At 61.3% G+C, this 25134-nt stretch carries 21 protein-coding genes and 2 tRNA genes; 8 read left to right on the plus strand and 15 right to left on the minus strand.

The features are described 5' to 3' along the window. Positions 1–65: 65 nt before the first annotated feature. Positions 66–1748 carry an amino acid ABC transporter ATP-binding/permease protein gene (locus KY494_RS05915; RefSeq protein ID WP_219890260.1) on the minus strand — a complete coding sequence of 561 codons (1683 nt, stop codon included), beginning with the start codon at positions 1746–1748 and terminating at the stop codon, positions 66–68. Continuing rightward, positions 1745–3439, minus strand: a complete 1695-nt coding sequence (gene cydD, locus KY494_RS05920) for a thiol reductant ABC exporter subunit CydD (protein ID WP_219890261.1) — start codon at positions 3437–3439, stop codon at positions 1745–1747. Before cydD ends, KY494_RS05915 begins: the two co-directional genes overlap by 4 nt. A 117-nt stretch (positions 3440–3556) precedes the next feature. Between cydD and KY494_RS05925 the strand changes: the two genes are divergently transcribed. The 3 genes from KY494_RS05925 (at position 3557) to KY494_RS05935 (ending at position 5323) form a co-directional block, all read left to right on the plus strand. After that, positions 3557–4129: a GbsR/MarR family transcriptional regulator gene (locus tag KY494_RS05925; RefSeq protein WP_242428456.1), complete on the plus strand. Its 573-nt coding sequence runs from the start codon at positions 3557–3559 to the stop codon at positions 4127–4129. Between the two features lie 276 nt (positions 4130–4405). Next, entirely contained in the window at positions 4406–4972 is a 567-nt protein-coding gene (locus KY494_RS29625) for a PEP-CTERM sorting domain-containing protein (RefSeq protein ID WP_258194691.1), read from the plus strand. A 171-nt stretch (positions 4973–5143) separates the two neighbouring features. Then, complete coding sequence (locus KY494_RS05935; protein ID WP_219136274.1) at positions 5144–5323, plus strand: hypothetical protein; 180 nt, start codon at positions 5144–5146, stop codon at positions 5321–5323. 70 nt (positions 5324–5393) lie between these two features. On the opposite strand, the gene KY494_RS05940 is transcribed toward KY494_RS05935, so the two are convergent. The 6 genes from KY494_RS05940 to KY494_RS05965 all read right to left on the minus strand — a co-directional run bounded on the left by KY494_RS05940 (position 5394) and on the right by KY494_RS05965 (position 10819). Then, positions 5394–5468: transfer RNA gene (locus KY494_RS05940), tRNA-Arg, on the minus strand. Positions 5469–5562: 94 nt separating this feature from the next. Next, positions 5563–5639: transfer RNA gene (locus tag KY494_RS05945), tRNA-Pro, on the minus strand. 82 nt (positions 5640–5721) lie between these two features. Further along, complete coding sequence (gene glmM / locus KY494_RS05950; protein ID WP_219136275.1) at positions 5722–7059, minus strand: phosphoglucosamine mutase; 1338 nt, start codon at positions 7057–7059, stop codon at positions 5722–5724. A 40-nt stretch (positions 7060–7099) separates the two neighbouring features. Next, entirely contained in the window at positions 7100–7933 is an 834-nt protein-coding gene (folP, locus tag KY494_RS05955; protein WP_219890262.1) for a dihydropteroate synthase, read from the minus strand. A gap of 115 nt (positions 7934–8048) precedes the next feature. Further along, positions 8049–9932: an ATP-dependent zinc metalloprotease FtsH gene (ftsH, locus tag KY494_RS05960; RefSeq protein ID WP_071077941.1), complete on the minus strand. Its 1884-nt coding sequence runs from the start codon at positions 9930–9932 to the stop codon at positions 8049–8051. A 203-nt stretch (positions 9933–10135) separates the two neighbouring features. Continuing rightward, positions 10136–10819: an RlmE family RNA methyltransferase gene (locus KY494_RS05965; RefSeq protein WP_096234939.1), complete on the minus strand. Its 684-nt coding sequence runs from the start codon at positions 10817–10819 to the stop codon at positions 10136–10138. A gap of 42 nt (positions 10820–10861) precedes the next feature. Between KY494_RS05965 and KY494_RS05970 the strand changes: the two genes are divergently transcribed. After that, positions 10862–11332 carry a YhbY family RNA-binding protein gene (locus KY494_RS05970; RefSeq protein WP_010397237.1) on the plus strand — a complete coding sequence of 157 codons (471 nt, stop codon included), beginning with the start codon at positions 10862–10864 and terminating at the stop codon, positions 11330–11332. A 198-nt stretch (positions 11333–11530) separates the two neighbouring features. Here the strand turns inward: KY494_RS05970 and KY494_RS05975 are convergent, their stop codons facing one another. The 6 genes from KY494_RS05975 to KY494_RS06000 all read right to left on the minus strand — a co-directional run bounded on the left by KY494_RS05975 (position 11531) and on the right by KY494_RS06000 (position 18700). Beyond that, entirely contained in the window at positions 11531–11974 is a 444-nt protein-coding gene (locus KY494_RS05975) for a DUF4149 domain-containing protein (RefSeq protein WP_219890263.1), read from the minus strand. Next, complete coding sequence (gene greA / locus KY494_RS05980) at positions 11974–12450, minus strand: transcription elongation factor GreA (protein WP_071077944.1); 477 nt, start codon at positions 12448–12450, stop codon at positions 11974–11976. The genes KY494_RS05975 and greA overlap by 1 nt, the downstream gene beginning before the upstream one ends. A gap of 163 nt (positions 12451–12613) precedes the next feature. Further along, a complete protein-coding gene (gene carB, locus KY494_RS05985) occupies positions 12614–15844 on the minus strand; it encodes a carbamoyl-phosphate synthase large subunit (protein WP_219136278.1) in 3231 nt (1076 codons plus the stop codon). Further along, positions 15837–17015: a glutamine-hydrolyzing carbamoyl-phosphate synthase small subunit gene (carA, locus tag KY494_RS05990; protein ID WP_219136279.1), complete on the minus strand. Its 1179-nt coding sequence runs from the start codon at positions 17013–17015 to the stop codon at positions 15837–15839. Before carA ends, carB begins: the two co-directional genes overlap by 8 nt. 295 nt (positions 17016–17310) lie before the next feature. After that, positions 17311–17718 carry a heme-binding protein gene (locus KY494_RS05995; RefSeq protein ID WP_102123312.1) on the minus strand — a complete coding sequence of 136 codons (408 nt, stop codon included), beginning with the start codon at positions 17716–17718 and terminating at the stop codon, positions 17311–17313. A 70-nt stretch (positions 17719–17788) separates the two neighbouring features. After that, complete coding sequence (locus KY494_RS06000) at positions 17789–18700, minus strand: patatin-like phospholipase family protein (RefSeq protein WP_219890264.1); 912 nt, start codon at positions 18698–18700, stop codon at positions 17789–17791. A 165-nt stretch (positions 18701–18865) separates the two neighbouring features. On the opposite strand from KY494_RS06000, the gene KY494_RS06005 reads away from it, so the two are divergent. Further along, positions 18866–19528: a hypothetical protein gene (locus tag KY494_RS06005; protein WP_219890265.1), complete on the plus strand. Its 663-nt coding sequence runs from the start codon at positions 18866–18868 to the stop codon at positions 19526–19528. 14 nt (positions 19529–19542) lie between these two features. After that, complete coding sequence (locus tag KY494_RS06010) at positions 19543–19812, plus strand: barstar family protein (RefSeq protein WP_258194693.1); 270 nt, start codon at positions 19543–19545, stop codon at positions 19810–19812. Between the two features lie 14 nt (positions 19813–19826). Here KY494_RS06010 and KY494_RS06015 read toward each other — a convergent pair whose 3' ends face one another. Next, entirely contained in the window at positions 19827–21179 is a 1353-nt protein-coding gene (locus KY494_RS06015) for a virulence factor (protein ID WP_258194694.1), read from the minus strand. Between the two features lie 469 nt (positions 21180–21648). On the opposite strand from KY494_RS06015, the gene leuA reads away from it, so the two are divergent. Beyond that, positions 21649–23355 (plus strand): 2-isopropylmalate synthase, encoded by a 1707-nt coding sequence (leuA, locus tag KY494_RS06020; RefSeq protein WP_219890267.1) that lies wholly within the window; start codon positions 21649–21651, stop codon positions 23353–23355. 169 nt (positions 23356–23524) lie between these two features. Beyond that, positions 23525–25129: a methyl-accepting chemotaxis protein gene (locus KY494_RS06025; protein WP_219890268.1), complete on the plus strand. Its 1605-nt coding sequence runs from the start codon at positions 23525–23527 to the stop codon at positions 25127–25129. The last annotated feature ends 5 nt before the right edge of the window (positions 25130–25134 follow it).

The raw sequence follows: 25134 nt of genomic DNA on the forward strand, positions 1-25134 counted from the left end.
GTTTCGCTTGGCGCCGTTGTGGCAAAGCTGTCAGGCAGCGCCGCCTGTGTCTCTCCTATTGTTCTTCAATCGCCGCGCAAGCCGGCCAGCGCCGCCTCGAAGGCGGGTGTGCCACGGCGCGCGTCACCGACGATGCGGCCATCGCTCAGGCTGACCAGCCGGTCCGCCAGCGTCGCTTCGCGCCGCAAGTGGGTTGCGATCAGCAAGCTGCGTCCTTCGCTGCGCGCGCGCAGGCGCTGCAGGACGTCGATCGCCACCTGCGCATTCAGCGCTTCCGTCGCTTCGTCCAGCAGCCACAAGGTCGATGCGTGCAGGAACAGCCGCGCCAGCGCCAGCCGGCGCGCCTGCCCGCCCGACAAGCCCAGGCCGCCCTCGCCCAGCATGGTGTCCAGGCCGCCCGCCAAGGCCCGCACTTCCTCATCCAGGCCGGCCGATTGCAGCGCCGCCCACAGCTGCGCATCGCTGGCGGACGGGTCGGCCAGGCGCAGGTTGTCGCGCAGGCTGTCCTGGAACAATTCCGTCTTCTGCGTGAACAAACAGGCGCGACCCGCGTGCACCGTGCCCGACAGGGGCGCCAGCTCGCGCGCGGCGATGGCCAGCAAGGTGGACTTGCCCGCACCGCTGGGGCCGATCAAGGCCACGCGCTCGCCATCGGCGATATGCAGGGAAATATCGTGCAAGATGGCATTATTGCTGCCCGCATGCGCGGCGCTGACGTGTTCCAGGCGCAAGCCCGGTGCGGCGTCGACGGGCGGCGGAGGTACATCTTCTCCATCGAGGCGCGGCGCCAGGCGGCGCATGGCCAGCAGCATGCGGCCCGCTTCCAGCGCACCACGGCGCAAGCCCGCAAACGGTTCCACGGCCGTCAGGGCGATCAGCAAGGCCAGCGCCGCCAGCGGCACGTTCAGCACCTGCTGCTGCACCAGCGCCGCCACGGCCAGCAGCACCCCTGCCAGGGTCGCGCTGCCAGCCACGCCATACGCGGCGCCGGCCGCCGTCTCCAGGCGCAGCAGGGCGAAATCGGCTTGCGCCAGCGAGCGGTCGATATGCCCCAGCGCGGCGCACTGGGCATCGATGCGGCCTGCCATCACCAAATCCGTCTGGCCAGCCACCAGGTCGATGGTGCCGGAACGCAATTTTTCGATGGCGCGCGAGCGCACGATGGCGGGACGGCGGGCACGCTGCGCCACGAGCCAGCTGATGCCGCCACCGGCGACCAGCAGCCACGCGGCCAGGCCCAGGCCCAGCTGCCACTGCATCACGCCCAGCGCCAAGCCGGCCAGCAGGGCCGCGCACAGCGCCGTGAAGGCAGGCACCAGCAGGCGCAAATACAGCGCTTCGAGCGCGTCGATATCGGCCGTCAGGCGAAACAGCAGCTTGGCGGGCTGGCGCAGCAGGCGGCTGGCCGCTTCCGGGCGCGTCCAGCCGCGGAACAGTTGCACGCGGATGCTGGCCAGCGCAGCGAACGTGGCGTCGTGCGTGACGAGCCGCTCCGCATAGCGCGAGCCCGTGCGGCCGATGGCCAGCAGGCGGATGCCGGCCGACGGGCCGAACACGTCGAACAGCACGGCCGTGGAGGCATGCAGGCCGGCAATCGAGGTGGCGGTAATAAACCAGCCGGACAAGCCCAACAAGGCCATGCCGGCCACCGCCGTCAGGGCCGCCAGCAAGGCGCCCCCGATCAGCTTGCCGGGTTGCGCCAGCAGCAATTGCCGCAGGACGGTGTTCGATATGAGGGAAGTTTTCATGCCGGCTGTTCCTGTTCGTGCTCCTGCGCCCGGACATCGACCTGCACCGTGCGCTGCAGCCGGCCAGCCAGCACGGGGTCATGCGTGGCGACGAGCATCGTCTTGCCCTTGGCCAGTGCCAGCAAGGCGTCCGTCACGCGCGCCGCCGTTTCGCTGTCCAGGTGGGCCGTCGGTTCATCGACCAGCAGCAAATCGGCATGCGGGTGCAGGGCCACGCGGGCCAAGGCCAGGCGCACGGCTTCGCCGCCGGACAAGCCCTGGCCGCCATCGCTGAGCATGATGGCCGGCTGCGCCTGCGCCACGCTAGCCAGGTCGGCCAGGTGCAGCGCCTGCGTCACCTGCGCCGCGTTCGCACCGAGGCGGCCCAGGGTCACATTCTGGCGGACGGACGCGGCAAACACGTGGGGACGCTGGCCCATCCACGCCATGCGCTGGCGCAAGGTATTGACGCTGCTGTCGGTCAGGCGCACGCCGCCGATGCGGATCTCGCCATCGCTGGCGGGCAGCAAGCCGGCCAGCAAGGATAGCAAGGTGGTCTTGCCGGCGCCGCTGGCGCCCAGCAGGGCCACGTGTTCGCCGGCGCGCACGCTCAAGTCAAAGCCGTCGAACACGGGCGCTTCGCCGGGATGGGCAAAGCGCAGTTCACGGATGTCGATGGCGGGCGGCGCTGCCACCGCCATGGCGGCGGCGGAAACGGCGGCAACTTCCACGCCGGCACCAGGCAGGGCGACGCCCTCGCCCGCCAGGTCATGCAGGCCGGCCAGGCCCGCTTCGCCGGCCGCCTTGTCGTGCCAGACGGCGGCCAGTTCGCGCAAGGGTTCAAAAAACGCGGGCGCCAGCAGCAGGATGAACAAGCCCTGCCCCAGCGTCAGTTCGCGGCCCCAGGTGCCGAAATTGATGCTGCCCAGCAAGGAGAACCCGATAAACGCCGCCACCATGGCCACCCCCAGCGCGGAAAACAGTTCCAGCACGGCGGACGACAAAAAGGCGATGCGCAGCACCACCATCGTGCGCCGGCGCACGGATTGCGACGAGGCGTCCAGGCGTTCCGCCGTGGCGTCGACGGCGTCGAGCGCGCGCAGGGTGGCCAGGCCGCGCAGGCGGTCCAATAGAAAGGCGTTCATGCTGCCCATTTCCACCATCTGCGCGCGGCTGGCCACTTGCGCGCCCATGCCCACCAGGGCCATGAAGACGGGAATCAGGGGCGCGGCGATGAGCAGGATCAAGGCGGCGATCCACGACAGCGGCGTTACGACGGCGAGGATCACGAGCGGCACGGTGAGCACTTTCCAGCGCGCCGGCCTGTAGCGCACCAGATACGGCACGATGGCTTCGGCCTGTTCGGCGATGACGCTGGCCGCCTGACCCGACTGCGCGCGCTGGCGGTCCAGCGGCGAACGCTGCGCCAGCGCTTGCGCCACCTGGGCGCGCAAGGTGCTCAGATGGGCGCGCGCCGCCGCGTACATGCGCCGCGCGCCCCACGCTTCGCAGCCGGCGCGCAGCACGCCCAGCAGCAGCACGCCAGCGGCCGGCAACAGGGCCGCGCGCCACGGTGCACCATCGAGCATGGCTTGCACGGCCCAGGCCAGCAAGGCCGCTTGTGGCAGCCACAACAAGGCGGCGCCGCCTTGCGCCAGGCTGGCGGCGCGGGGGAGGATAAAGCGGGGCAAAGACAGTGGCGTGGTCGGCATCTCTATACTTTTTGAGTTTTCAGAATTTTCTGTAAATTCGATTTTTTGTATAATACTGCGAAACATGACATATATCAATTGACCCTGCGGGTGTGGCGTGAAAAAATTCAGATAATTATGAAAACTCAAAATATCCACATGACGCCGCTGATCCTGACCTTTGTCAGCCATTTCGGCGAGATGGGCAGCCGCTGGGGCTTTAACCGTACGGTGGGACAAGTGTACGCCTTGTTGTTTGTCGCGGAGCATCCTTTGCACGCGGACGAAATCGCGGAACACCTGAGTTTTTCACGCTCGAACGTGAGCATTGGCTTGAAGGAATTGCAGGGCTGGGGCTTGATCCGCCAGTCGCGCATCCCTGGTGACCGGCGCGAGTATTTTTCGTCCCTGGGCGATGTGTGGCAAATCTTCCGCGTGGTGGCCGCCGAACGCCGCCGCCGCGAAGTGGCGCCCACCCTGACGGTGCTGCGCGAATCGCTGCTGGCGCCGGCCACGGAACCCGTGGACCAGTATGCGCAGGAGCGCATGCGCGAAATGTATGAATTGGTCGACCTGGCCAACACCTGGTTCGACGACTTGCAGCGCCTGTCGCCCGAATCGATGGCGCAGCTGATGAAAATGGGCGCCAAGGTGCAAAAATTGCTCAACGCCAAGGACCGTCTGTTTGGCGTCAGCAACAACAACGACTGAACCCTCCTCCTGCCTCCCCCTCTGGCACCAAGCGGCGTGTCCTCTCACGCCGTTTCTGATCGCCGCGAGCATTCTCGCTAGCACAGCCATAAATAGGCGTATGCGATATTATCAAATAAATCAATAGAATTATTTAAATTGTATTGATTTGCATCGAGACTAAGCTTGCATATGCGTACTCACGCAAAGGCGATCGGGCGACAAAATGACCTCCCTGACAGGATGGCGCGCACCCTGAAGCCGTGAAATGCCTTCAATAAAATAAAGGGGATTTTGATGAAAAGCATAACAAGCGTTGCCATACAGGCATCCATGCTGGCCGCCCTGACGGCCCTTGGGGGCCTGGCACAGGCTGCCACATGGATCGACGTGGGTCCGGCCAGCGGTTTCGTCATCGCCAGCAGCACCGTCACGTATTCACCATCGCCGGCACTGCAGGTGAAATATTATGACGATAATCTGGTGCCGCAGAGTCCTGCGGCCATCCAGGGTTACATCAATGGCGTGTTCGGCAGCAGCCTGGGCGCCGCCGTCTCGTTTTGCGACAACGCCACCTCGGGCTGCACTGCCGGCACCACGGCAGGCTTGAGCGGCGGCGTCAATTCCTATACGAGCGCGGCCGCCTATGACTATCTGGCCATCCACTTCGGCCAGGGCGAACTGGTGTTCCACTGGGCCGCACCCGTGGCCGCCGGCGCCACTTTCACGGTGGCGGGCCTGCCCAAGGATCTGAGCAACTACAGGGCCTTCATTTCCGCCGTGCCGGAACCTGAAACCTATGCCATGCTGCTCGCCGGCTTGGGCATGCTGGGCTTCCTGGCACGCCGCCGCCAGGGAAAGTAAGCCTCATATTAAGTCTCATCACGGCAGCGGCGCAGCAGCGCCCGCTGCCGCCCTCAATGCCAGCGGCATCTTTACGCCGCGCTTGCGGCGCCAGGCCCACTGTTTACACCATTTTTAGATCCCCCTCGCTATGCTCGACAGCATCAATCGCTGATCGACAAGGGAGAATTCATGCACGAACAACCGTTTCAGCCACGCGCGCGCAGCGTGATCCGCCAGCACTTGCCCGTGCGGGAACGGCTGCGTCTGGCCCGACTGGCCAACAGAAAAATCGTTTCGGTATGCTCGGCGCTGCTGTGCGCGGTGCCGCTGCTGTATTTGCTGAGCATGGTGCTGTTTGCGCAGCCTTAGGGCCGCGCGCTGACAGACAGGAAAGAGAGAAGTTGCGGCCGCATGGCGCAAGCCGTGGCCAGTATGAAACTGGTCCGCCCAGAGGGAATCGAACCCCCATTCACGGTTTAGAAGACCGTTGTCCTATCCGTTGAACGATGGGCGGAAAGGTGCAGTATTTTAATCTATGCGCGCCAGCAATGAAATGCCAGCGCGGAATAGAAAACGGGCTGTCATTTCTGACAGCCCGCTTATGACTTTGGTCGGAGTACAAGGATTCGAACCTTGGACCCCCTGGTCCCAAACCAGGTGCGCTACCGGGCTGCGCCACACTCCGAAGACAAGATAATAACGCCCCCATCCAATTTCGTCAATTGCCATAGACGAATTAGATGGAAATAACTATCGGTTCTTGCCTATCACGCCGTAACTTTATCCGCGATGCGGCGCGCCATCGATTCGGCCTGCTCTTTATCTTTCGCCTCGACCATCACGCGGATCAACGGCTCGGTGCCCGATGCGCGGATCAGCACGCGGCCCGTGTCGCCCAGTTCGGCCTCGACCAATTCTTTCTCGGCCACCATGGCGGCATTTTTTTGCCAGTCGAAACCGGGCGCCACGCGCAGATTGATCAGGGTTTGCGGGAACAGTACCAGTTCGGCCAGGCATTGCTGCAGGCTCTGGCCGCTACGCTTGAGCGCGGACAACACCTGCAGCGCGGAGACGATGCCGTCACCCGTCGTATGGCGATCCAGGCACAGCAGATGGCCGGAGCCCTCGCCGCCCAGTATCCAGCCCTTTTCCTTCATGACTTCCAGCACATAGCGGTCGCCCACCTTGGCACGCGCAAAGCCGATACCCTGCTGCTTGAACAGCACTTCCAGCGCCATGTTGGTCATCAGGGTGCCCACGGCGCCCGCCACGGGGCCCGTTGCCAGCCGGTCCTTGACCATGACGTACAACAGCTCGTCGCCGTTATACAGCCGCCCCGTGGCGTCGCACATGATCAGGCGGTCGGCGTCGCCATCGAGGGCGATGCCGAGGTCGGCACCGTGCTCGACGACGGCTTCGGCCATCGCTTTGGTTGCCGTGGCGCCGAAGCCCGCATTGATGTTGAAGCCATCGGGCTTGTTGCCGATGGCGATGACTTCCGCCCCCAGCTCATGGAACACGTGCGGCGCGATATGGTAGGCGGCGCCATGCGCGCAGTCGACGACGATCTTCAGGCCGCGCAAGTCCAGCTCGTTCGGGAAGGTGCTCTTGCAAAACTCGATGTAGCGGCCCTGGGCGTCGTCCAGGCGCTTGGCGCGGCCCAGCTTGTCCGACGGCACGCAGGCCATGGGCTCGTCGAGCGCCGCTTCGATTTCCAGTTCCACGCTGTCGGGCAGCTTGGTGCCCTGACTGGAAAAGAACTTGATGCCATTGTCATGATACGGATTGTGCGAGGCGGAAATGACGACACCAGCCGACAGGCGCAGCGCCCGCGTCAGGTAGGCGATCGCCGGTGTCGGCATGGGACCGGCCAGCATCACATCCACGCCGGCTGCCGCCATGCCCGCTTCCAGCGCCGCTTCCAGCATGTAGCCGGAAATGCGCGTGTCCTTGCCGATCAGCACCGTCGGGCGCGCCTTGCCGCCTTGCGACTTGGCCAGCACCTTGCCGGCCGCATAGCCGAGGCGCATGACGAAATCGGGGGTGATCGGAGCCGTGCCCACCAGGCCGCGGATGCCATCGGTGCCAAAATATTTACGCGTCATCGTATTTCTCTTCTTGTTGTTTATGATAAATCTTACAGGCTCAGTGTGCCATGCGCCAGACCTTCAACGCATCGACGGTTTCAGCTACATCATGCACACGGATAATTTCTGCACCTTGCGCTACCGCAGCAAGCGCACCGGCAACACTGCCGGCCAGGCGTTGCTCGACGGGACGTCCCGTGACGGCGCCGATCATCGACTTGCGCGACAGGCCCGCCAGCACGGGCAGGTCCAGCTCGCTGCGCAACTGGCGCGTGGCGCGCAGCAAGGCATAGTTCTGCTCCACCGTCTTGCCGAAACCAAAGCCGGGATCGACGCACAGGCGCTCGCGGGCGATGCCGGCCGCCGTCAGGGTGTCGATGCGTTCGCGCAGGAAGTCAGTGACTTCGCGCACCACATCGTCGTACTGGGGCTGGGCTTGCATGGTTTCTGGCACGTTTTGCATGTGCATGATGCACAGCGCGCAGTCGCTGTCCTGCACGGCCTCGATGGCGCCCGGCGCGCGGAAACCGTTGATGTCGTTGATCATGTCGGCGCCCGCCAGGATGGCTTCGCGCATCACTTCGGGTTTATACGTGTCGACGGAGAGGGGCTTGCCGCAGTCGCGCAAGGCGTACAGCACCGGCATGACGCGCGCAAGCTCGTCCTGCAGCGGCAAGGGCGGCGCGCCGGGACGGCTCGATTCGCCGCCGATATCGATGATGTCGACGCCGTCGACTATCATCTGCTCGGCGCGCGAGAGGGCAAATTCCAGGTGTTGATACTGGCCCGCATCGGAAAACGAGTCGGGCGTGATGTTCAGGATGCCCATCACCAGCGCCTGCGTGCCGGACAGGTTGAAGCCGAAACGGCCGAATTGCAAATAGTGTCGCATGTGAATCTTTGTAGTCGTCAGGGAAAAACTGCTGCGGCAACGAAAAAGGGCAAGGATCGCTCCTTACCCTCGTTCTTGCCATGCCATTGCGCGCCGCCCGTCAGGGCAGCCGTTATCAGGCTGGTGCCGTCACGTTTGGCGAGATGCCGCCCGTGCCGCTGTCACCGCCCGCATTGCGGCGTGGCGGAATGACTTTCGGTGGCCGCGGCTCCAGGCCGGCCATGATGTCATTGATTTGCTCTGCATCAATGGTTTCCCATTCCAGCAAGGCCTTGGTCATCATTTCGACCTTGTCGCGGTTGCTTTCCAGCAAAGTACGCGCCAAAGCATATTGCTTGTCGAGAATGTTGCGGATTTCAGCATCGACCTTTTGCTGCGTCGCTTCCGAGATCGTCTTGGTGGCGCCACCGAAGAAACCTTCGTTTTCGCTGTCTTCGTAGACCATCACGCCCATGCTGTCGGACATGCCGAAGCGGGTCACCATGGAACGGGCCAGCTTGGTGGCACGCGAAAAGTCATTCGACGCGCCCGTGGACATCTGTCCCACGAAAATCTCTTCGGCGATGCGGCCACCGAACAGGATGGAAATTTCTTCCAGCATCTTGTCCTTGTAGGCGGACAAGTTATCGTGTTCCGGCAACTGCCAGGTCAGGCCCAGGGCCCAGCCGCGCGGCATGATCGTCACTTTGTGCACGGGATCGGCTTTTGGCAACAGCTTGGCCACCACCGCATGACCGGACTCATGGTAAGCCGTATTGCGACGCTCTTCCTCGCGGATGATCATCGATTTACGCTCAGGACCCATGTAGATCTTGTCTTTCGCGTCTTCGAAGTCAGCCATTTCCACCAGGCGCTTGCTGCGGCGGGCGGCGAACAGGGCTGCCTCGTTGACCAGGTTGGCCAGGTCCGCGCCCGAGAAGCCGGGGGTGCCGCGGGCCAGGATATCGGCTTTCACGTCGGTACTGATAGGTACTTTACGCATGTGCACGTTCAAGATCTGCTCACGGCCGCGGATATCGGGCAAGCCGACGGAAACCTGGCGGTCGAAACGACCCGGACGCAACAGCGCTTTATCGAGCACGTCGGCGCGGTTGGTGGCGGCCACGACGATGACGCCGGAGTTCGCTTCAAAACCGTCCATCTCGACCAGCAACTGGTTCAAGGTCTGTTCGCGCTCGTCATTGCCGCCGCCCATGCCGGCGCCGCGGTGACGACCGACAGCGTCGATCTCATCGATGAAGATGATGCATGGCGAATGCTTTTTCGCGTTTTCGAACATGTCGCGCACGCGGGAAGCACCCACGCCGACGAACATTTCCACGAAGTCGGAACCGGAAATCGAGAAGAACGGCACCTTGGCTTCGCCGGCGATGGCGCGCGCCAGCAGGGTTTTACCCGTGCCCGGAGGACCGACCATCAGCACGCCGCGGGGAATGCGGCCGCCCAGTTTCTGGAATTTGCTCGGGTCCTTGAGGAAGTCGACCACTTCGTTGACTTCTTCTTTCGCTTCGTCGCAACCGGCGACATCGGCGAAGGTGACGGTATTGCTGGCTTCATCCATCATGCGCGCCTTCGACTTGCCGAACGAGAATGCCCCGCCCTTGCCGCCGCCTTGCATCTGACGCATGAAGAAGACCCAGACGCCGATCAACAGCAGCATGGGGAACCAGGATACAAAAATAGTTTGCAGGAAAGACGCTTCCTCTGGCGGGCGCACATCGAAGTGCACGCCATTGTCGCGCAGATCGCCGATCAGGCCCTTGTCGAGGCTGGTGGCGGTGGTACGCACCTTGGTGTCGTCCATCAGCTTGGCGGTGATCGACGAACCTTCGATCACGACATCCTTGACACGCTTGGCTTTGACTTCATCCAGCAAATCGGAATAAGCGATGGCCTTGCTGCCGCCTGTGGCGCCATGACTGTCGAATTGCTTGAACAGCATGAACAACAGCAGCAATACGACTACCCAGATGGCAGATTTGGAAAACATGTTATTCACGAAGACTCCTTGGATGCAGTGCGCATCTCTTTACCAATAGCTAGAAACACGATTTTACTCGCAATAAGCGGGCCGTGCCAAAGCCCGCCGATCCGTGCGCGCGAAAAAACCGCGCTCACGCAAAAAAAATGCAGTATAAACAATTTAGGCTTTTATGCCATCAGACGCTACTGCACTTCTCGTTCCCATGTGCGGATTCCTGCTTAAATATCAAGGGCGGAATCATCTTCTTGCACGGCATTTTTCAGCGGATTCTTGAGACCACGCCCCATCAGGAAGATTTCCGACGATTTATCGCGGCTGGCCTTGGGCTTTTTCTGCACCACGACCTTGAATTCAGCGCGGAATTTCTCCACGATCTGGCTGAAACCCATGTCTTTGAAACATTTCACCAGCAAGACGCCCGATGGCTTCAAATGCAATTGCGAGAATTCGATGGCCAGGTCGATCAGATGTTCCATGCGCGCGGCGTCCGCCGTGGCAATGCCCGACAGATTCGGCGCCATGTCCGACAGGACCACGTCAACCTTGCGTCCTTGCAACACCACTTCCAGCTGGCGCAGCACGCGCGCTTCGCGGAAGTCGCCCTGGATGAAGTGAAAATCGGCGATCGGCTCCATTTCCAGCATGTCCAGGCCAATCAGGGTACCATTGACCCCGCCGCCGTCCTTGCCGGCCAGCTTGCGCCGCAGATACTGGGCCCAGCTGCCAGGAGTGCAACCAAGGTCGACAATTACCTGTCCATGCTTGATCAGTTTTTCGTCTTCATCGATTTCTTTGAGCTTGTATGCTGCCCGGGCGCGGTAGCCCTCTTTTTGCGCCAACTTCACATAAGGATCATTTATGTGGTCGTGCAACCAGTTTTTGTTTAATTTCTTCTTTGCCATTCGCGTAGAATACTGCTTTTAAGGGAATTACTAAATATTATTATGCTAAAACTTACACCCGTAGAGCGCAGCGCACTGCGCGCCGAAGCACACGCGCTGAAGCCTATCGTCATCATTGGCGAAGCGGGCTTGACACCTGCTGTACTCAAAGAGATCGACCTTGGCCTGGATTCGCACGGTCTGATTAAAGTCCGCGTGTTCGGCGACGACCGCGAAGCCCGCGTCGGAATGTACGATACGATTTGCGGCAATCTCGGCGCCGCCCCGGTACAACATATTGGCAAACTGCTGGTAATCTACCGTCCGAAAAAAGAAGTGGTTAAGGAGAAGGTCAGCGCCGGCAAAGGCATGCGCGAAGTGACCATCGTCAAGGCCAGCGCCAGCGGCACCAAGCGCCCCAGCGTGACGAAAGTCATGATCAAGGGCAATGAGCGCGTTACCGAAGGCGGTTCCATCAAGCGTGCCAAGCCACGTCAGAAAAGCGCCAAGAAAAGCGCACTGGGCAGCAAGTAAGCCTGTTCACCCGGCAACCGCAAGGCTGCCGGGCTTGAAACAAGAAGCGGAGCACGGGATATCCCCTGCTCCGCTTTTTTATTGCCGCTGCGGCATTTCTCGGATTACGCGTGGCCTGCGGCCTCGCTAATCCGACCTACGTGTTGCCATGTAGGTCGGATTAGCGCACAGCGCGTAATCCGACAACACCACAGACGATTACTGCTGTTTCCAGATCAATACGCCCGCCAGCAAGCTCTGCACGGCAAAGATCAGGGTCGACACGCCATGCAGCATACCGAAGCGGCTGCGCATGGCCTCGTCCATGATGCCCGAAGGCGCTTGCGCCTTGAGCTCGGCCATCAGCGGCGAAATGCCGAAGTGGCTGAGCAGCGCGCACACCAGCATGGACAGCACCAGCGCCCCCAGCAGGCGGCGGCGCTTGAGCTCCAGCGCGCCAGCGCCCCACTGCAGCAAGGCCAGCAGAATCAGCGCGCAGGCGATCGACAGCCAGGCCTCGGCGCGGAACATGCTGCCGGCGATATTGCCCACCAGCACACGGTCGCTCAAGGTACCGAACAAGGTGGGCGCCACGATGAAGCCGATGGTCCACAGGCTGCCGGCCCACAGGGTGGCAACGAGGAAGCGCACGCGGGCGAGCATCAGATGTACTGTACTTCCAGGATTTCGTATTCGCGCGGGCCGGACGGCGCCTGCACTTCCACCACGTCGCCGGCGTACTTGCCGATCAGCGCGCGGGCGATCGGGGACGTCACGGAGACTTTGTTCTTTTTCAGGTCGGCTTCATCGAGGCCGACGATCTGGTACGTGACTTTCTGGCCCGATTCCAGGTCTTCCAGGTTCACGGTCGAGGCAAACACCACGCGGCCTTCCGCGTCGAGCGCGGTCGGGTCGATGATTTGCGCTGCGCCCAGCTTGCCTTCGAGCTCGGCGATGCGGCCTTCGACGAAGGCCTGGCGTTCCTTGGCGGCATCGTATTCGGCGTTTTCCGACAAATCTCCGTGCGAACGCGCTTCGGCGATCGCATCGATGACGATGCGGCGTTCCTTGGTCTTCAAATGATGCAGTTCTTCCTTCAGAAGTTCTGCGCCGTATTTGGTCAATGGGACTGAGGTCATGTTATCTCTACTATCTGCTGGTTATCGGTGCCATCGTCCGTGTTTTGCCACGGATAACGGACTTACCAAGTGAAAACCACAGAGGCCGCGCGCTGCTCTGCACGGAACTCTGTGGTTGATAAGCATGCAGTGTACCGCCTAACGGCGGTCACTGCAAACGCACTTAGTTCAAGGTCTTGTGCAGACCTTGCAAATCGTACACACGCAACTCATCCAGGTGACGGATGCCTTCGACGGCCGCTTCCGCGCCCGCGATGGTGGTGTAGGTCGTCACGCGCGACGCCAGGGCCGAGGTGCGGATGGCCCGCGAATCGACGATGGCGCTGCGTTTTTCTTCCACGGTGTTGATCACCAGCACGATTTCATGGTTCTTGATCATGTCGACCACGTGCGGACGGCCTTCGATCACCTTGTTCACTGGCGTGACGGCGATGCCGGCAGCAGCGATCACGGCGGCGGTGCCCTTGGTGGCGACCACGGTGAAGCCGGACTCGACCAGGTCACGCGCCACTTGCACGGCGCGCGGCTTGTCCGACGCTTTCACGCTGATGAAGACCTTGCCCGATTTTGGCAGGTTCACGCCGGCGCCCAGTTGCGATTTCACAAACGCTTCGCCGAACGTCAGGCCCACGCCCATGACTTCGCCCGTCGATTTCATTTCAGGGCCGAGGATGGTGTCCACGCCCGGGAACTTGACGAACGGGAACACGGCTTCCTTGACGCTGAAGTATGGCGGCACGACTTCCTGCGTGATGCCTTGCGACGCCAGCGACTGGCCGACCATGCAGCGCGCGGCGATCTTCGCCAGTTGCAAGCCGGTGGCTTTCGACACGAAAGGCACGGTGCGCGACGCGCGCGGGTTGACTTCCAGCACGAAGACGACATCTTTCATTTCGCCATCGATCTCTTGCTTCTGGATGGCGAACTGCACGTTCATCAGGCCGACCACGTTCAAACCCTTGGCCATCAGCGCCGTCTGGCGTTTCAGTTCATCAATGGTTTCTTGTGACAGCGAATACGGTGGCAAGGAGCAAGCCGAGTCGCCCGAGTGCACGCCAGCCTGTTCGATGTGTTCCATCACGCCGCCGATGAACGTCGTTTCGCCGTCGGAGATGCAATCGACGTCGCACTCGATGGCGTCGTTCAGGAAGCGGTCCAGCAGCACCGGCGAATCGTGCGAAACCTTGACGGCTTCACGCATGTAGCGTTCCAGGTCGCGTTGCTCATGGACGATTTCCATGGCGCGGCCGCCCAGCACGTACGATGGACGCACGACCAGCGGGTAGCCGATTTCCTGCGCCAGCGCCAGGGCGTCAGCTTCCGTGCGCGCGGTGCGGTTAGGCGGCTGGCGCAGTTCCAGCTTGTGCAGCAGTTGCTGGAAACGCTCGCGGTCTTCGGCCGCATCGATCATGTCGGGCGAGGTGCCGATGATCGGCACGCCATTCGCTTCCAGGTCCAGCGCCAGTTTTAATGGTGTCTGGCCGCCGTACTGCACGATCACGCCAACCGGTTTTTCGATGGCGACGATTTCCAGCACGTCTTCCAGCGTCAGCGATTCGAAGTACAGACGGTCCGAAGTATCGTAGTCGGTCGAAACCGTTTCTGGATTGCAATTGACCATGATGGTTTCGTAGCCGTCTTCGCGCATGGCGAGGGCAGCGTGGACGCAGCAATAGTCAAACTCGATACCCTGGCCGATACGGTTCGGGCCACCGCCCAGCACCATGATCTTTTTCTTGTCGGTCGGATTCGATTCGCACTCTTCGTCGTACGTGGAATACATGTACGCCGTGTCGGTCGAGAACTCGGCCGCGCAGGTATCGACGCGCTTGTAGACGGGACGGATGCCCAGCGCATGGCGCTGCAGGCGCACGGCCGTGTCGGTCGTCTGCAACAAAAAGCCCAGGCGGCGGTCCGAGAAGCCCTTCTGTTTCAACTTGTACAGGGTGTTCTTGTCCAGGTTGTCCAGCTTCTGCGTATCGAGCCACAGTTCCAGGTCGACGATTTCCTTGATCTGGATCAGGAACCATGGGTCGATCTTGGTGAGATTGTGCACTTCTTCCAGAGTAAAACCTTGGGCAAACGCATCGCCCACGTACCAGATGCGCTCAGGACCAGGCTCGCCCAGTTCCTCTTCGATCTTTTCGCGGTCCTTGGTTTTCTCGTTCATGCCGTCGACGCCCACTTCCAGGCCACGCAAGGCTTTCTGGAACGATTCCTGGAAGGTACGGCCAATCGCCATCACTTCGCCGACGGATTTCATCTGCGTCGTCAGGTGGTGGTCGGCGGTCGGGAACTTCTCGAACGTGAAACGGGGAATCTTCGTGACGACGTAATCGATCGACGGCTCGAACGAAGCCGGCGTGGCGCCGCCCGTGATTTCATTGCGCAGCTCGTCCAGGGTGTAACCGACGGCCAGCTTGGCGGCAATTTTTGCGATCGGGAAACCCGTCGCTTTCGATGCCAGCGCCGACGAACGCGACACGCGCGGGTTCATCTCGATGACGATCATGCGGCCATCGACGGGGTTGATCGAGAATTGCACGTTCGAGCCACCGGTGTCGACGCCGATCTCGCGCAGCACTGCCAGACTGGCATTGCGCATGATCTGGTATTCCTTGTCCGTCAGGGTTTGCGCCGGCGCCACCGTGATGGAGTCGCCCGTGTGCACGCCCATCGGGTCGAGGTTTTCGATCGAGCAGATGATGATGCAGTTGTCCGCCTTGTCGCGCACCACTTCCATCTCGTACTCTTTCCAGCCCAGCAACGATTCTTCGATCAGCAATTCCTTGGTCGGCGATGCTTCCAGGCCGCGCTTGCAGATGGTTTCGAATTCTTCTTCGTTGTAGGCGATGCCGCCGCCGGAACCGCCCATGGTGAACGATGGACGGATGATGGTCGGGAAGCCCAGGGTGCGCTGCACGGCCCACGATTCTTCCATCGAGTGCGCCACGCCGGAACGGGCCGAACCGAGGCCGATCTTGGTCATCGCGTCCTTGAACTTGGAACGGTCTTCCGCCTTGTCGATGGCTTCCGGCGACGCGCCGATCAGCTCGACGTTGTATTTTGCCAGCACGCCGTTGTTGAACAGATCCAGCGCGCAGTTCAGCGCCGTCTGGCCACCCATCGTCGGCAGGATCGCGTCAGGACGCTCCTTGGCGATGATGCGTTCAACCACCGACCAGGTGATCGGTTCGATGTACGTCACGTCGGCCATTTCCGGGTCCGTCATGATGGTCGCGGGGTTACTGTTGACCAGGATGACTTTGTAGCCCTCTTCGCGCAGGGCCTTGCACGCTTGCGCGCCGGAATAATCGAATTCGCAGGCCTGGCCGATCACGATCGGGCCAGCGCCAATAATCAGAATACTTTTGATATCTAAACGTTTAGGCATTTTTCTTTTTCTCCTCCGCAGCCATCAAGTTGATGAAGCGGTCAAACAGGTAAGCAACATCCATCGGGCCCGGCGACGCTTCAGGGTGGCCCTGGAAGCAGAAGGCCGGCTTGTCCGTGCGGGCAAAGCCCTGCAGGGAGCCGTCGAACAGCGATTCATGGGTCACGCGGCAATTCGCGGGCAGAGTTGCCGCGTCGACTGCGAAACCGTGGTTTTGCGAGGTAATCAAGACCTGTTTCGTTTCCAGATCTTGCACCGGGTGGTTCGCGCCGTGGTGGCCGAACTTCATCTTCAGCGTTTTCGCACCGGAAGCCAAAGCCATGATCTGGTGGCCGAGGCAGATGCCGAAGGTCGGGATGCCCTTCTCGATCAGCTCCTTGGTCGCGGCAATCGCGTAGTCGCACGGTTCCGGGTCGCCGGGACCGTTCGACAGGAAGATGCCGTCCGGATTCAGTGCCAGGGCGTCGGCCGCCGTCGCTTGCGCGGGCAGCACGGTGACTTTGCAGCCGCGCGCCGTCAGCATGCGCAGGATGTTGCGCTTGACGCCGTAGTCGAAGGCGACCACGTGGTATTTCGCGTCCGCGTCAGCCAGCTGGCCATAGCCTTCGCCCAGGGTCCATTCCGTTTCGCGGTACTCGTAGGCAGCCTTGCTCGATACCACCTTGGCCAGGTCCATGCCGGCCAGGCCGGGGAAGGAACGGGCCAGTTCCAGCGCTTGCGCGGCGGATGGCTCATTGCCTTGCGTACCGACCAGGATGGCGCCGCCCTGCGCACCTTTTTCACGCAGGATGCGCGTGAGCTTGCGTGTATCGATGCCGGCGATGGCGACGATATTTTCAGCTTTCAGGTAGTCGGACAGGGAGAGCGTGGAACGGAAATTGGATGCCAGCAATGGCAGATCACGGATGATGAGGCCAGCGGCGTGAACCTTGGAAGATTCGACGTCTTCCGGGTTGACGCCCGTATTGCCGATATGCGGATAGGTCAGGGTGACCATCTGGCGACAATAGCTTGGGTCGGTAAGGATTTCCTGATACCCGGTCATCGAGGTGTTGAAAACAACCTCGCCCGTGGTATGACCGGCGGCACCGATCGAAAAACCTTTAAAGATCGTTCCATCAGCAAGCGCTAATATGGCTGGAACGGCAGGGCCAGAAAAAAATGGCGGCAAGGGCAACTCCTGATAAAGTTACCGTAGCTGCGCCACGTCAGACCGACCGCCTAGATACCCGAGCCAGATGCACTCAGGGTGTTTCAACGGTCATTTTGAATGAGGGGATGGGTAGTCGCTACGGTATATGTGTGATTGGCTAAACCTTTGAATTATAACCAAAAGGAAGCTTTTCCACAAGGAAGAAAATACAGAAGGCCCGGCATTTTTTTGCGCAGCAGCATAAATCCTGCGCCCCATGAAAAAAGCCGCCCGGCTTGCGCGGGACGGCTGCTTCTGCAACTGCGGCGACTACTTAGGCCGTCAAAGCGGCAATACCTGCTTTGGCGATTTGCGCATCTTCGGCCGACTTCACGCCCGAGACGCCGACGGCGCCCACGTAGTGGCCGTCAAACACGATGGGCACGCCGCCTTCGAGCAAGCCGTCGATTTCCGGCGCGCTCAGGAACGATACGCGGCCGCCATTGATCATCTCTTCATAGATGCGCGATTCGCGGCGGCCCAGCGCGGCCGTCTTGGCTTTCGATGGGGCGATGTGCGACGAGATCGGCGCCACGCCATCCATGCGCTGCAGCCACAGCAGGTGGCCGCCGTCATCGACGATGGCGATCGCGACCGCCCAGTTATTCTTGACCGCTTCCGCTTCGGCGGCGGCAGCGATTTTCTTTACGTCGTCCAGGGTCAAAATCGGTTTCGATTGCATGGTGCATCCTTGTTATGTTGAATCAAAATTGTATACGAAATGCGCAGCGGCGCGATCGCATAATGATCGCTTACTGCTCGCGCTTGGCTTTCAGCTTTTGCTTGAGCTGCGCCATGACGGCAAACGTCGCCTGCTCGCCCGCCAGGATGGCCTGGTTGCGGCTGTTGAAATCGTTGCCCTTCATGGTGCCCAGGCTGGGCTGGATCACCACGTCCGCATCTTTCAATTCGAACTGGTTGATGCGCTGGCCCATGATGGCGAACGTCTGCATCAGCACCTCCATCGAACTGATGGCCTTTTGCGTATCCGTTTGCGACGAGATATTCACGGCGATGATGAAATCGGCGCCCATGTCGCGCGCAAAACGCACGGGCACGGGAGCGACGAGGCCGCCATCAACATAGGTGTGGCCGGCGATCGTCACGGGCTGGAACACGCCCGGCACGGCCGACGAGGCGCGCACGGCCATGCCGGTGTTGCCGCGTTGAAACAGGATCGGCTGGCCATTTTTCAGATCGGTCGCTACCACGCCAAACGGAATTTTCAGCTTTTCCAGCGGCACGCCGCCGACGGCCTTGTTGACATAGCTTTGCAGCGCTTCGCCTTTCAGCACGCCGGACGACTTGCCGAACAGGGGCAAGGCCCAGTCCGAAATGGCCGCTTCGTCCATGTCGAAGGCCATTTTTTGCAGCGCGAAGCCGGAGTTGCCCGCCGCATACAGGGCGCCCACCACGCTGCCGGCACTGGTGCCGGTGACGATGTCGGCGTGGATGCCCTGCGATTCGAGCGCCTTGATCACGCCAATGTGCGCGAAGCCGCGCGCCGCGCCACCGCCCAGCGCCAGGCCGATCTTGATCTTGCGCGGCGTGACGACGATGGGTTCCGGTGGCGTCAATACTTGTACGGGCTTCGGGGCGGTGGTATCGCACCCGGCCAGCGCAAAGGCGGCCAGGGCAAGCAGGGTCAGGCGTTTAGGGAACATGGTGGAAAGTGAGAACCGCGCGCGGCAGTGGCAACAAAGGAGAGCTGATTGTAGCGCAAGCGGGGCCGCTGGCACTGAAGGCAGTCTTAAATGTTTATGGTGACAAGGTTCGTGCGCCCCTGCCCCACTGCTAGACTGGCGCCTGCTCTTTACTCTCAATCAAACATGTCCGACGATTTGCAATTTGCCGACAGCCGCGCCTTGGGCGCCCCATTTGCACAACAGTTATCCAACGATCCGCCCGACGGCGCCCTCGCCTGGCTGACTTGCGTGCTGGTCACGCAGGCGCCCGCGCTGCGCTCGTCGAACGCCATCCTGCTGGCCTACACGGGCAACCCGGCCGCCTTGGACTGGATCGACGCGAATATCGGCTCGCCCGTGGCGGGACAATGGGGCGTGGCGGCGGCACTGCTGGGCACGCCTTGGCCGCGCATCCTCGATTGGCTGCAGCGCGGCGGCGTGCACCGGCTGATGGCGCTCGATACCCTATGCGCGTATCGCAAGCCGGCCGTCAACATGTCGCCACTGGAACAGATCGCCGCGCCCGTGCTGCCGCAGGCGCCCGCGCGCGCCGCACTCGGCGCCGCGCTGGCCGCCTGCCTGGCGGCATCTTCCACGCCGCGCATCCAGGCTGCCATCCACTCGATCAACAAGCATGTGGACGAGATCCTGCGCGGCGGTCCACGCGGCGTGGCCGTGGCCGACCTGCCGCGCCTGTACCTCGACCCGGCACCGTTCAAGGATGCATCCGCCATCCTGGAACAGCACGAGGCAGTGGTCGGTGGCATGCGCGAAAACCTGCAGAACTTGCTCAAGGGCATACTGTGAACAGGCAAACCCTGGTGATAATCGACTTGAGCGATATCAATTCCTCACGCCAGTTGCATGCCAGCCTGGCGGCCGCGCTGAACTTCCCCACCATCTACGGCATGAACTGGGATGCCTTCCACGATGCCATCACGGGCCTGGTGGACATGCCGCAACAGCTGGAACTGCGCGGCTGGCCAGCCTTCGCCACGCGCCTGCCCGCCGATGCGGCCATGCTGCAGCGCATCCTGGCGCGCATGGCACAGGACATGCCGGCCCAGGCAGCGCAGGTGCGCTATGCCTGAGCCTGCGACATTGTCTATTTCGAATATCCCTGCTCATTGAACTGCCCCGCATCCAGCGTGGCCCAGGCATGCCGGATGCCCCACCACATCAGATAGGCATTGCCGCCGCCGCGCGCGCGGAACCACGGTTTCACGGGGTCAATCGGCCGCACCTTGGCCGGCGGCAAGATCAGCACGCCCGTCGTCTGGCCGGCGTCGCTGGTGCCCGCCACCAGCACGTTCTGGCCAAAGTGATTCGCCTGCGCGATGCCCAGCGCCACGTTGGTCAAGGCCGTGGCAGCGCCCATTTCACCCAGCAAGGCTGGCGTATTGAAGGTCTGCTGGAGGAAATCGAAGGCCGGCAGCTCGGTCGTCAAGGTCTGCGCCAGGTAGGCGATACGGTCAGGCGACGCCGGCCGGGTGTTGTTCGCATCGTGGATTACATAGCCGATCTCTACCTCGCTCTTGCGCCCATTGCCTGCTGCCTGCGCCAGCGTCGCCTGCCACGCCTGCACCGTGGGCGGCGGCAAGCCATTCTGCGCTGCAAAGGCGCTGACCTGCTGCGTGGCCGGATAGCCTATCCACGCCAGCGCATCGCGCTCCGTCTTGTAATGGGGACCGGCCAGTACCAGCAAGACCATGTTTTCATTGATCTGCTCATCCTTGGGAAAACTGGGCGCATCCCAGCTCATCACCCAGACCGTTTCCTTCGGATGCGCCTGCAGATAATCGAGGGCGGCGGCCAGGGAGATAAACCCGGCATTCGCGCCGCCGGCCGTCACACGCACGTCGGGCGGTGTGGATTTGGTCCAGGATTTGGGGAAGTTCGGATTTCCGATGGAAAAGGTATCGATGATCTCCTCGCGCAGGACATCGCCAGCCTGGGTGGGATCAAACCGTTCTGCAGGCACCGCGTATTCGACATGGATACCCGCCAATTCATTCCAGCCTTTTTTGTGTTTGAAGTCGTGGGCGTTATAAAAATAGGTGGGGTTGGAGAAATATACACCGTGAAAATTACCTATCATTTCAAACAAATATTTCCCATGGAAATTAAAAAAAGTACCTTTACCATCATTTGATGAAGCTATGCCAGACACAGATCTGACCTCAGAAAAAATGGCAGGGTATTGTTCCAACATGTCGTCTTTTTTATTCGGCCGCACTTTCCCAAGGGTCCATAGCAGTTGCCATTCGGTTGGATAATCCTGGCGTTGCAGGGGATTGAGCCACTGCACTCCCACCACTTGAGCTATAAATGGCGCTCCTGCATCAAGCGCGTTGCGTTTATCGTCATCGGCAACTGCTGCCGGGTGCACAGCACAGGACGATAGAGCTATCTTTGCAATGAGGATAGCTATGACGAGCAGCAGGAAATTTTTGGCCACGTGCCGCTCCTTTATCCCGAGACGGAAACTGCATTATTCAATAATGATAGAAAAGTAAGTTGCGCAGGAACAATAAGTCGAGCTGCGGCATGGCAGCAGCATCGTTCCCTGGCGAAATATGCTTGACAGCCCCGCCCGACATCCCTTACATTAAGTGCATGTCCTCCTTCAAACATTCCTCCCCTTCCCTGCTGTCGCTATCGCGACTACTGCTAGCACGCGCATAAGTTTGCCGCATTGCTTCGCCTGGCCACACGCCGGCGTGTTTCAAAAACCCTGGAAGGTTTGATGATGTTTGCACCATCCCCCGCTACACCCGTAACTTCTGACGCGACCGCCACCGCTGGCGCCGTTGCCCTGCTTTGCCTGCTAAAACTACCGACCGCTTGCCTGGCCTAGTGTTGCGTGGCCGCCCGGCAAGCTTGCGCCACAACCATTGATTTCCCCCTATATTCAGGAGTACCCGATCATGATGTTGCAAAATCCAGCTTCCAAATACCGCGCCTTTCCTCCCGTCAAATTGACCGACCGTCAATGGCCGAACCAGATCATCAGCAAACCGCCTATCTGGATGAGCACCGACTTGCGCGACGGTAACCAGTCCTTGATCGAGCCGATGAGCGCGGAAAAGAAGCTGCGGTTCTTCGAGATGCTGATCGCCATCGGCCTGAAGGAAATCGAAGTGGGTTTCCCATCGGCATCGCAGACGGATTTCGACTTCGTGCGTAAACTCGTGGATGAAAAGCGCATCCCGGACGACGTCACCATCATCGTGCTGACGCAGTCGCGTGAAGAATTGATCCGCCGCACGGTGGAATCGGTCGTCGGCGCCAAGCGCGCCATCGTGCACCTGTACAACTCCGTGGCGCCCGTGTTCCGCAAGGTCGTGTTCGGCATGTCGCGCGAGGAAATCACGAATATCGCCACCACCGGCACCACCCTCGTGAAACAGCTGGTGGCCCAGCATCCGGAAACGGAATGGGGCTTTGAATACACGCCGGAATCGTTTTCCACCACGGAACTCGATTTCTCCAAGCATATCTGCGACGCCGTCAGCGCCATCTGGAAGCCGACGCCCGCCAACAAGATGATCATCAACCTGCCGTCGACCGTGGAATGCAGCACGCCCAACGTGTATGCGGACCAGATCGAATGGATGTCGCGCAAACTGGCGCGCCGCGATTCCATCATCATCAGCGTGCACCCGCATAACGACCGCGGCACGGCCGTCGCGTCGGCCGAGCTGGCCGTGATGGCGGGCGCCGACCGCGTGGAAGGCTGCTTGTTCGGCAATGGCGAGCGCACGGGCAACGTCGACCTCGTCACTTTGGCGATGAATTTGTACACGCAAGGCGTGCATCCGGGCCTGGACTTCTCCGACATCGATACCGTGCGCAAGTGCGTGGAAGAGTGCAACCAGTTGCCCGTCCACCCGCGCCACCCATATGCGGGCGACCTGGTCTTCACGGCGTTTTCCGGCTCGCACCAGGATGCGATCAAGAAAGGTTTTGCCAAGCAACAACCGGACAGCATCTGGGAAGTGCCGTACTTGCCGATCGACCCGGCCGACCTGGGCCGCAGCTACGATGCCGTGATCCGCGTCAACAGCCAGTCCGGCAAGGGCGGCATGGCGTATTTGCTGGAACAGGAATATGGCCTGGTCTTGCCGCGCCGCCTGCAGATCGAATTCTCGCGCGCCGTGCAAGCCGTGGCCGACGCCACGGGCCGCGAAATCGCCGCGCAGGATATCCATGAAATCTTCCAGAAGGAATACCTGCAGCAGACGGCACCGTACGCCTACGCTGCGCACCGCATGGTGGAAGACACCAGCAGCGATGAATCCGTGCAGATCGACATCAGCCTGTCGCACCGCCAGACGCCATTGGCCCTGCAAGGCGGCGGCAACGGCCCCATCGATGCCTTCGTCAATGCGCTCGGTCTCGATATCAAGCTGATGGATTACCATGAACACTCGATCGGCTCGGGTGCCAACGCGCAAGCGGCGTGCTACGTGGAATTGCGCCTCGATAATGGCCCGACCCTGTTCGGCGCCGCCATCGACAGCAATATCGTCACCGCCTCGTTCAAGGCCGTGCTGTCGGCAGTGAACCGCCGCATCGGACAGACGGAAGCTGAAAAAACAACAGCGGCCGACGTGGCGGCCAGCGCCGCCTGAGCACGACCCGGGCACCCCTCATAGGGAGAAAAAGCGGTACGGCTTGATCGCCGTGCCGCTTTTTCATTTCTCCGAGGCAATTGTTGCTGCAAAAGAAGTATCACGCACCGTATAATCGTTTCATAATAAGACCAGCGGAGACAAATTATCAGCTACCGAGGGAATCAGTATGAAATTGACGGATATGAAGATAGGCGTGCGCCTGGGCGCCGGTTTTGGCTTGGTGCTGCTGCTGATGGCAGTGCTGGTAGGCACGGGATTGTTGCGCCTGGACAAAATTGGTGGGCTCAGCGAGTCCATCATCGAGAATGACTGGGCCAAGGCCGACGCCATCGCCACCATCCGCAGCACCACGCGTTCGAACGCGGCGCTGGTGCTGGAACTGTTCATCCATGAAGATCCGGCCCGCGCCAACGCCATCCACGGCGAAATCGATGCCAACAAGGCCACCATCAGCGATGCGCTGGTCATCCTCGACCGTCTGATCGTGCTACCTGAAGGCAAGGAACTGCTGGCTACCCTGAAGCAGCAGCGCAAGGCCTATGTCGTCTCGTTCAGCCAGGCCGACAAGCTGCTGATGGCGGGACAACGCGCGGAAGCGGCCGTGCATGTGCGCGACGATACCCTGCCCGCCCTGAACCGCCTGCAAAAGACGGTGAACCAACTGAACGAAATCCAGCGCGCAGTAGTCGTGCATGGCGGCCAGCAAATCCAGCACAATATTACAGCAGCCAATATGCTGATGGCCAGCCTGGGCACGGCCGCCCTGTTGCTGGGCGTGCTCTTTGCCTGGTGGGTCACGCGCTCGATCACCACGCCCATCGCGTATGCCCTGCGCGTGGCGCAAGCCGTGGCCGCAGGTGACCTGAGCAGTAAAATCGTGGCCGACGGCAAGGATGAAACGGGCCAGCTGCTGCAGGCGCTGCGCGACATGAATACCAGCCTGGCCAGCATCGTGGGGCAAGTACGTGGCGGCACGGGCACCATCGCCGTGGCGTCGAGCCAGATTGCCAGCGGCAATGCCGACCTGTCGGCCCGCACGGAAGCGCAGGCCAGCGCGCTGGAAGAAACGGCCTCGTCGATGATCGAACTGACGAGCACCGTGCGCAGCAACAGCGACAATGCGCGCCAGGCGGACAGCCTGGCCCGCTCGGCATCCACCATCGCCCAGCGCGGCGGTACGGCCATGGCGGAAGTGATCGGCACCATGGATGCCATCAATGCGTCCTCGCGCAAGATCGTCGACATCATCGCCGTCATCGACGGCATCGCCTTCCAGACGAATATCCTGGCCCTGAACGCGGCGGTCGAGGCGGCGCGTGCCGGCGAACAGGGACGCGGCTTTGCCGTAGTGGCCACCGAAGTGCGCAACCTGGCGCAGCGCTCGGCGGCCGCCGCCAAGGAAATCAAGGAACTCATTGCCGACTCCGTCAACCGCGTGGGACAGGGCACGCAGCTGGTCAGCCAGGCGGGCGCCACGATGGGTGAAGTGGTGGCCAGCGTGGGCCGGGTCAGCGCCATCGTCGGTGAAATCAGCGTCGCCAACCACGAACAAAGCGAAGGCATCGAGCAGATCAATGCCGCCATCATGCAGATGGACCAGACGACGCAGCAAAACGCGGCCCTGGTCGAGGAAGCAGCCGCGGCGGCGGCAGCCATGCATGAACAGGCAGGCGAACTGGAAACCCTCGTCAGCCAGTTCAAGCTGGAGCAAAACGCCGTCGCCAAGGCGCCGCCCCGCCCCGCCGCGCCCGCCGTCCAGCGCTTGCAGTAAGGCCG

This window comes from Janthinobacterium sp. PAMC25594 (assembly GCF_019443505.1).
In the GTDB taxonomy this organism is placed as follows: domain Bacteria; phylum Pseudomonadota; class Gammaproteobacteria; order Burkholderiales; family Burkholderiaceae_D; genus Janthinobacterium.

Bases quoted from the DNA above. Each gene is read 5' to 3' on its own strand.
- glmM (WP_219136275.1), bottom strand. From the start codon at position 7,059: ATGACGCGTAAATATTTTGGCACCGATGGCATCCGCGGCCTGGTGGGC.
- carB (WP_219136278.1), bottom strand. From the start codon at position 15,844: ATGCCTAAACGTTTAGATATCAAAAGTATTCTGATTATTGGCGCTGGC.
- KY494_RS05965 (WP_096234939.1), bottom strand. From the start codon at position 10,819: ATGGCAAAGAAGAAATTAAACAAAAACTGGTTGCACGACCACATAAAT.
- folP (WP_219890262.1), bottom strand. From the start codon at position 7,933: ATGCGACACTATTTGCAATTCGGCCGTTTCGGCTTCAACCTGTCCGGC.
- KY494_RS05935 (WP_219136274.1), top strand. From the start codon at position 5,144: ATGCACGAACAACCGTTTCAGCCACGCGCGCGCAGCGTGATCCGCCAG.
- KY494_RS05970 (WP_010397237.1), top strand. From the start codon at position 10,862: ATGCTAAAACTTACACCCGTAGAGCGCAGCGCACTGCGCGCCGAAGCA.
- KY494_RS06005 (WP_219890265.1), top strand. From the start codon at position 18,866: ATGTCCGACGATTTGCAATTTGCCGACAGCCGCGCCTTGGGCGCCCCA.
- KY494_RS05925 (WP_242428456.1), top strand. From the start codon at position 3,557: ATGAAAACTCAAAATATCCACATGACGCCGCTGATCCTGACCTTTGTC.
- KY494_RS06025 (WP_219890268.1), top strand. From the start codon at position 23,525: ATGAAATTGACGGATATGAAGATAGGCGTGCGCCTGGGCGCCGGTTTT.
- KY494_RS05995 (WP_102123312.1), bottom strand. From the start codon at position 17,718: ATGCAATCGAAACCGATTTTGACCCTGGACGACGTAAAGAAAATCGCT.
- KY494_RS29625 (WP_258194691.1), top strand. From the start codon at position 4,406: ATGAAAAGCATAACAAGCGTTGCCATACAGGCATCCATGCTGGCCGCC.
- leuA (WP_219890267.1), top strand. From the start codon at position 21,649: ATGATGTTGCAAAATCCAGCTTCCAAATACCGCGCCTTTCCTCCCGTC.
- KY494_RS05915 (WP_219890260.1), bottom strand. From the start codon at position 1,748: ATGAAAACTTCCCTCATATCGAACACCGTCCTGCGGCAATTGCTGCTG.
- greA (WP_071077944.1), bottom strand. From the start codon at position 12,450: ATGACCTCAGTCCCATTGACCAAATACGGCGCAGAACTTCTGAAGGAA.
- KY494_RS06000 (WP_219890264.1), bottom strand. From the start codon at position 18,700: ATGTTCCCTAAACGCCTGACCCTGCTTGCCCTGGCCGCCTTTGCGCTG.
- KY494_RS05975 (WP_219890263.1), bottom strand. From the start codon at position 11,974: ATGCTCGCCCGCGTGCGCTTCCTCGTTGCCACCCTGTGGGCCGGCAGC.
- cydD (WP_219890261.1), bottom strand. From the start codon at position 3,439: ATGCCGACCACGCCACTGTCTTTGCCCCGCTTTATCCTCCCCCGCGCC.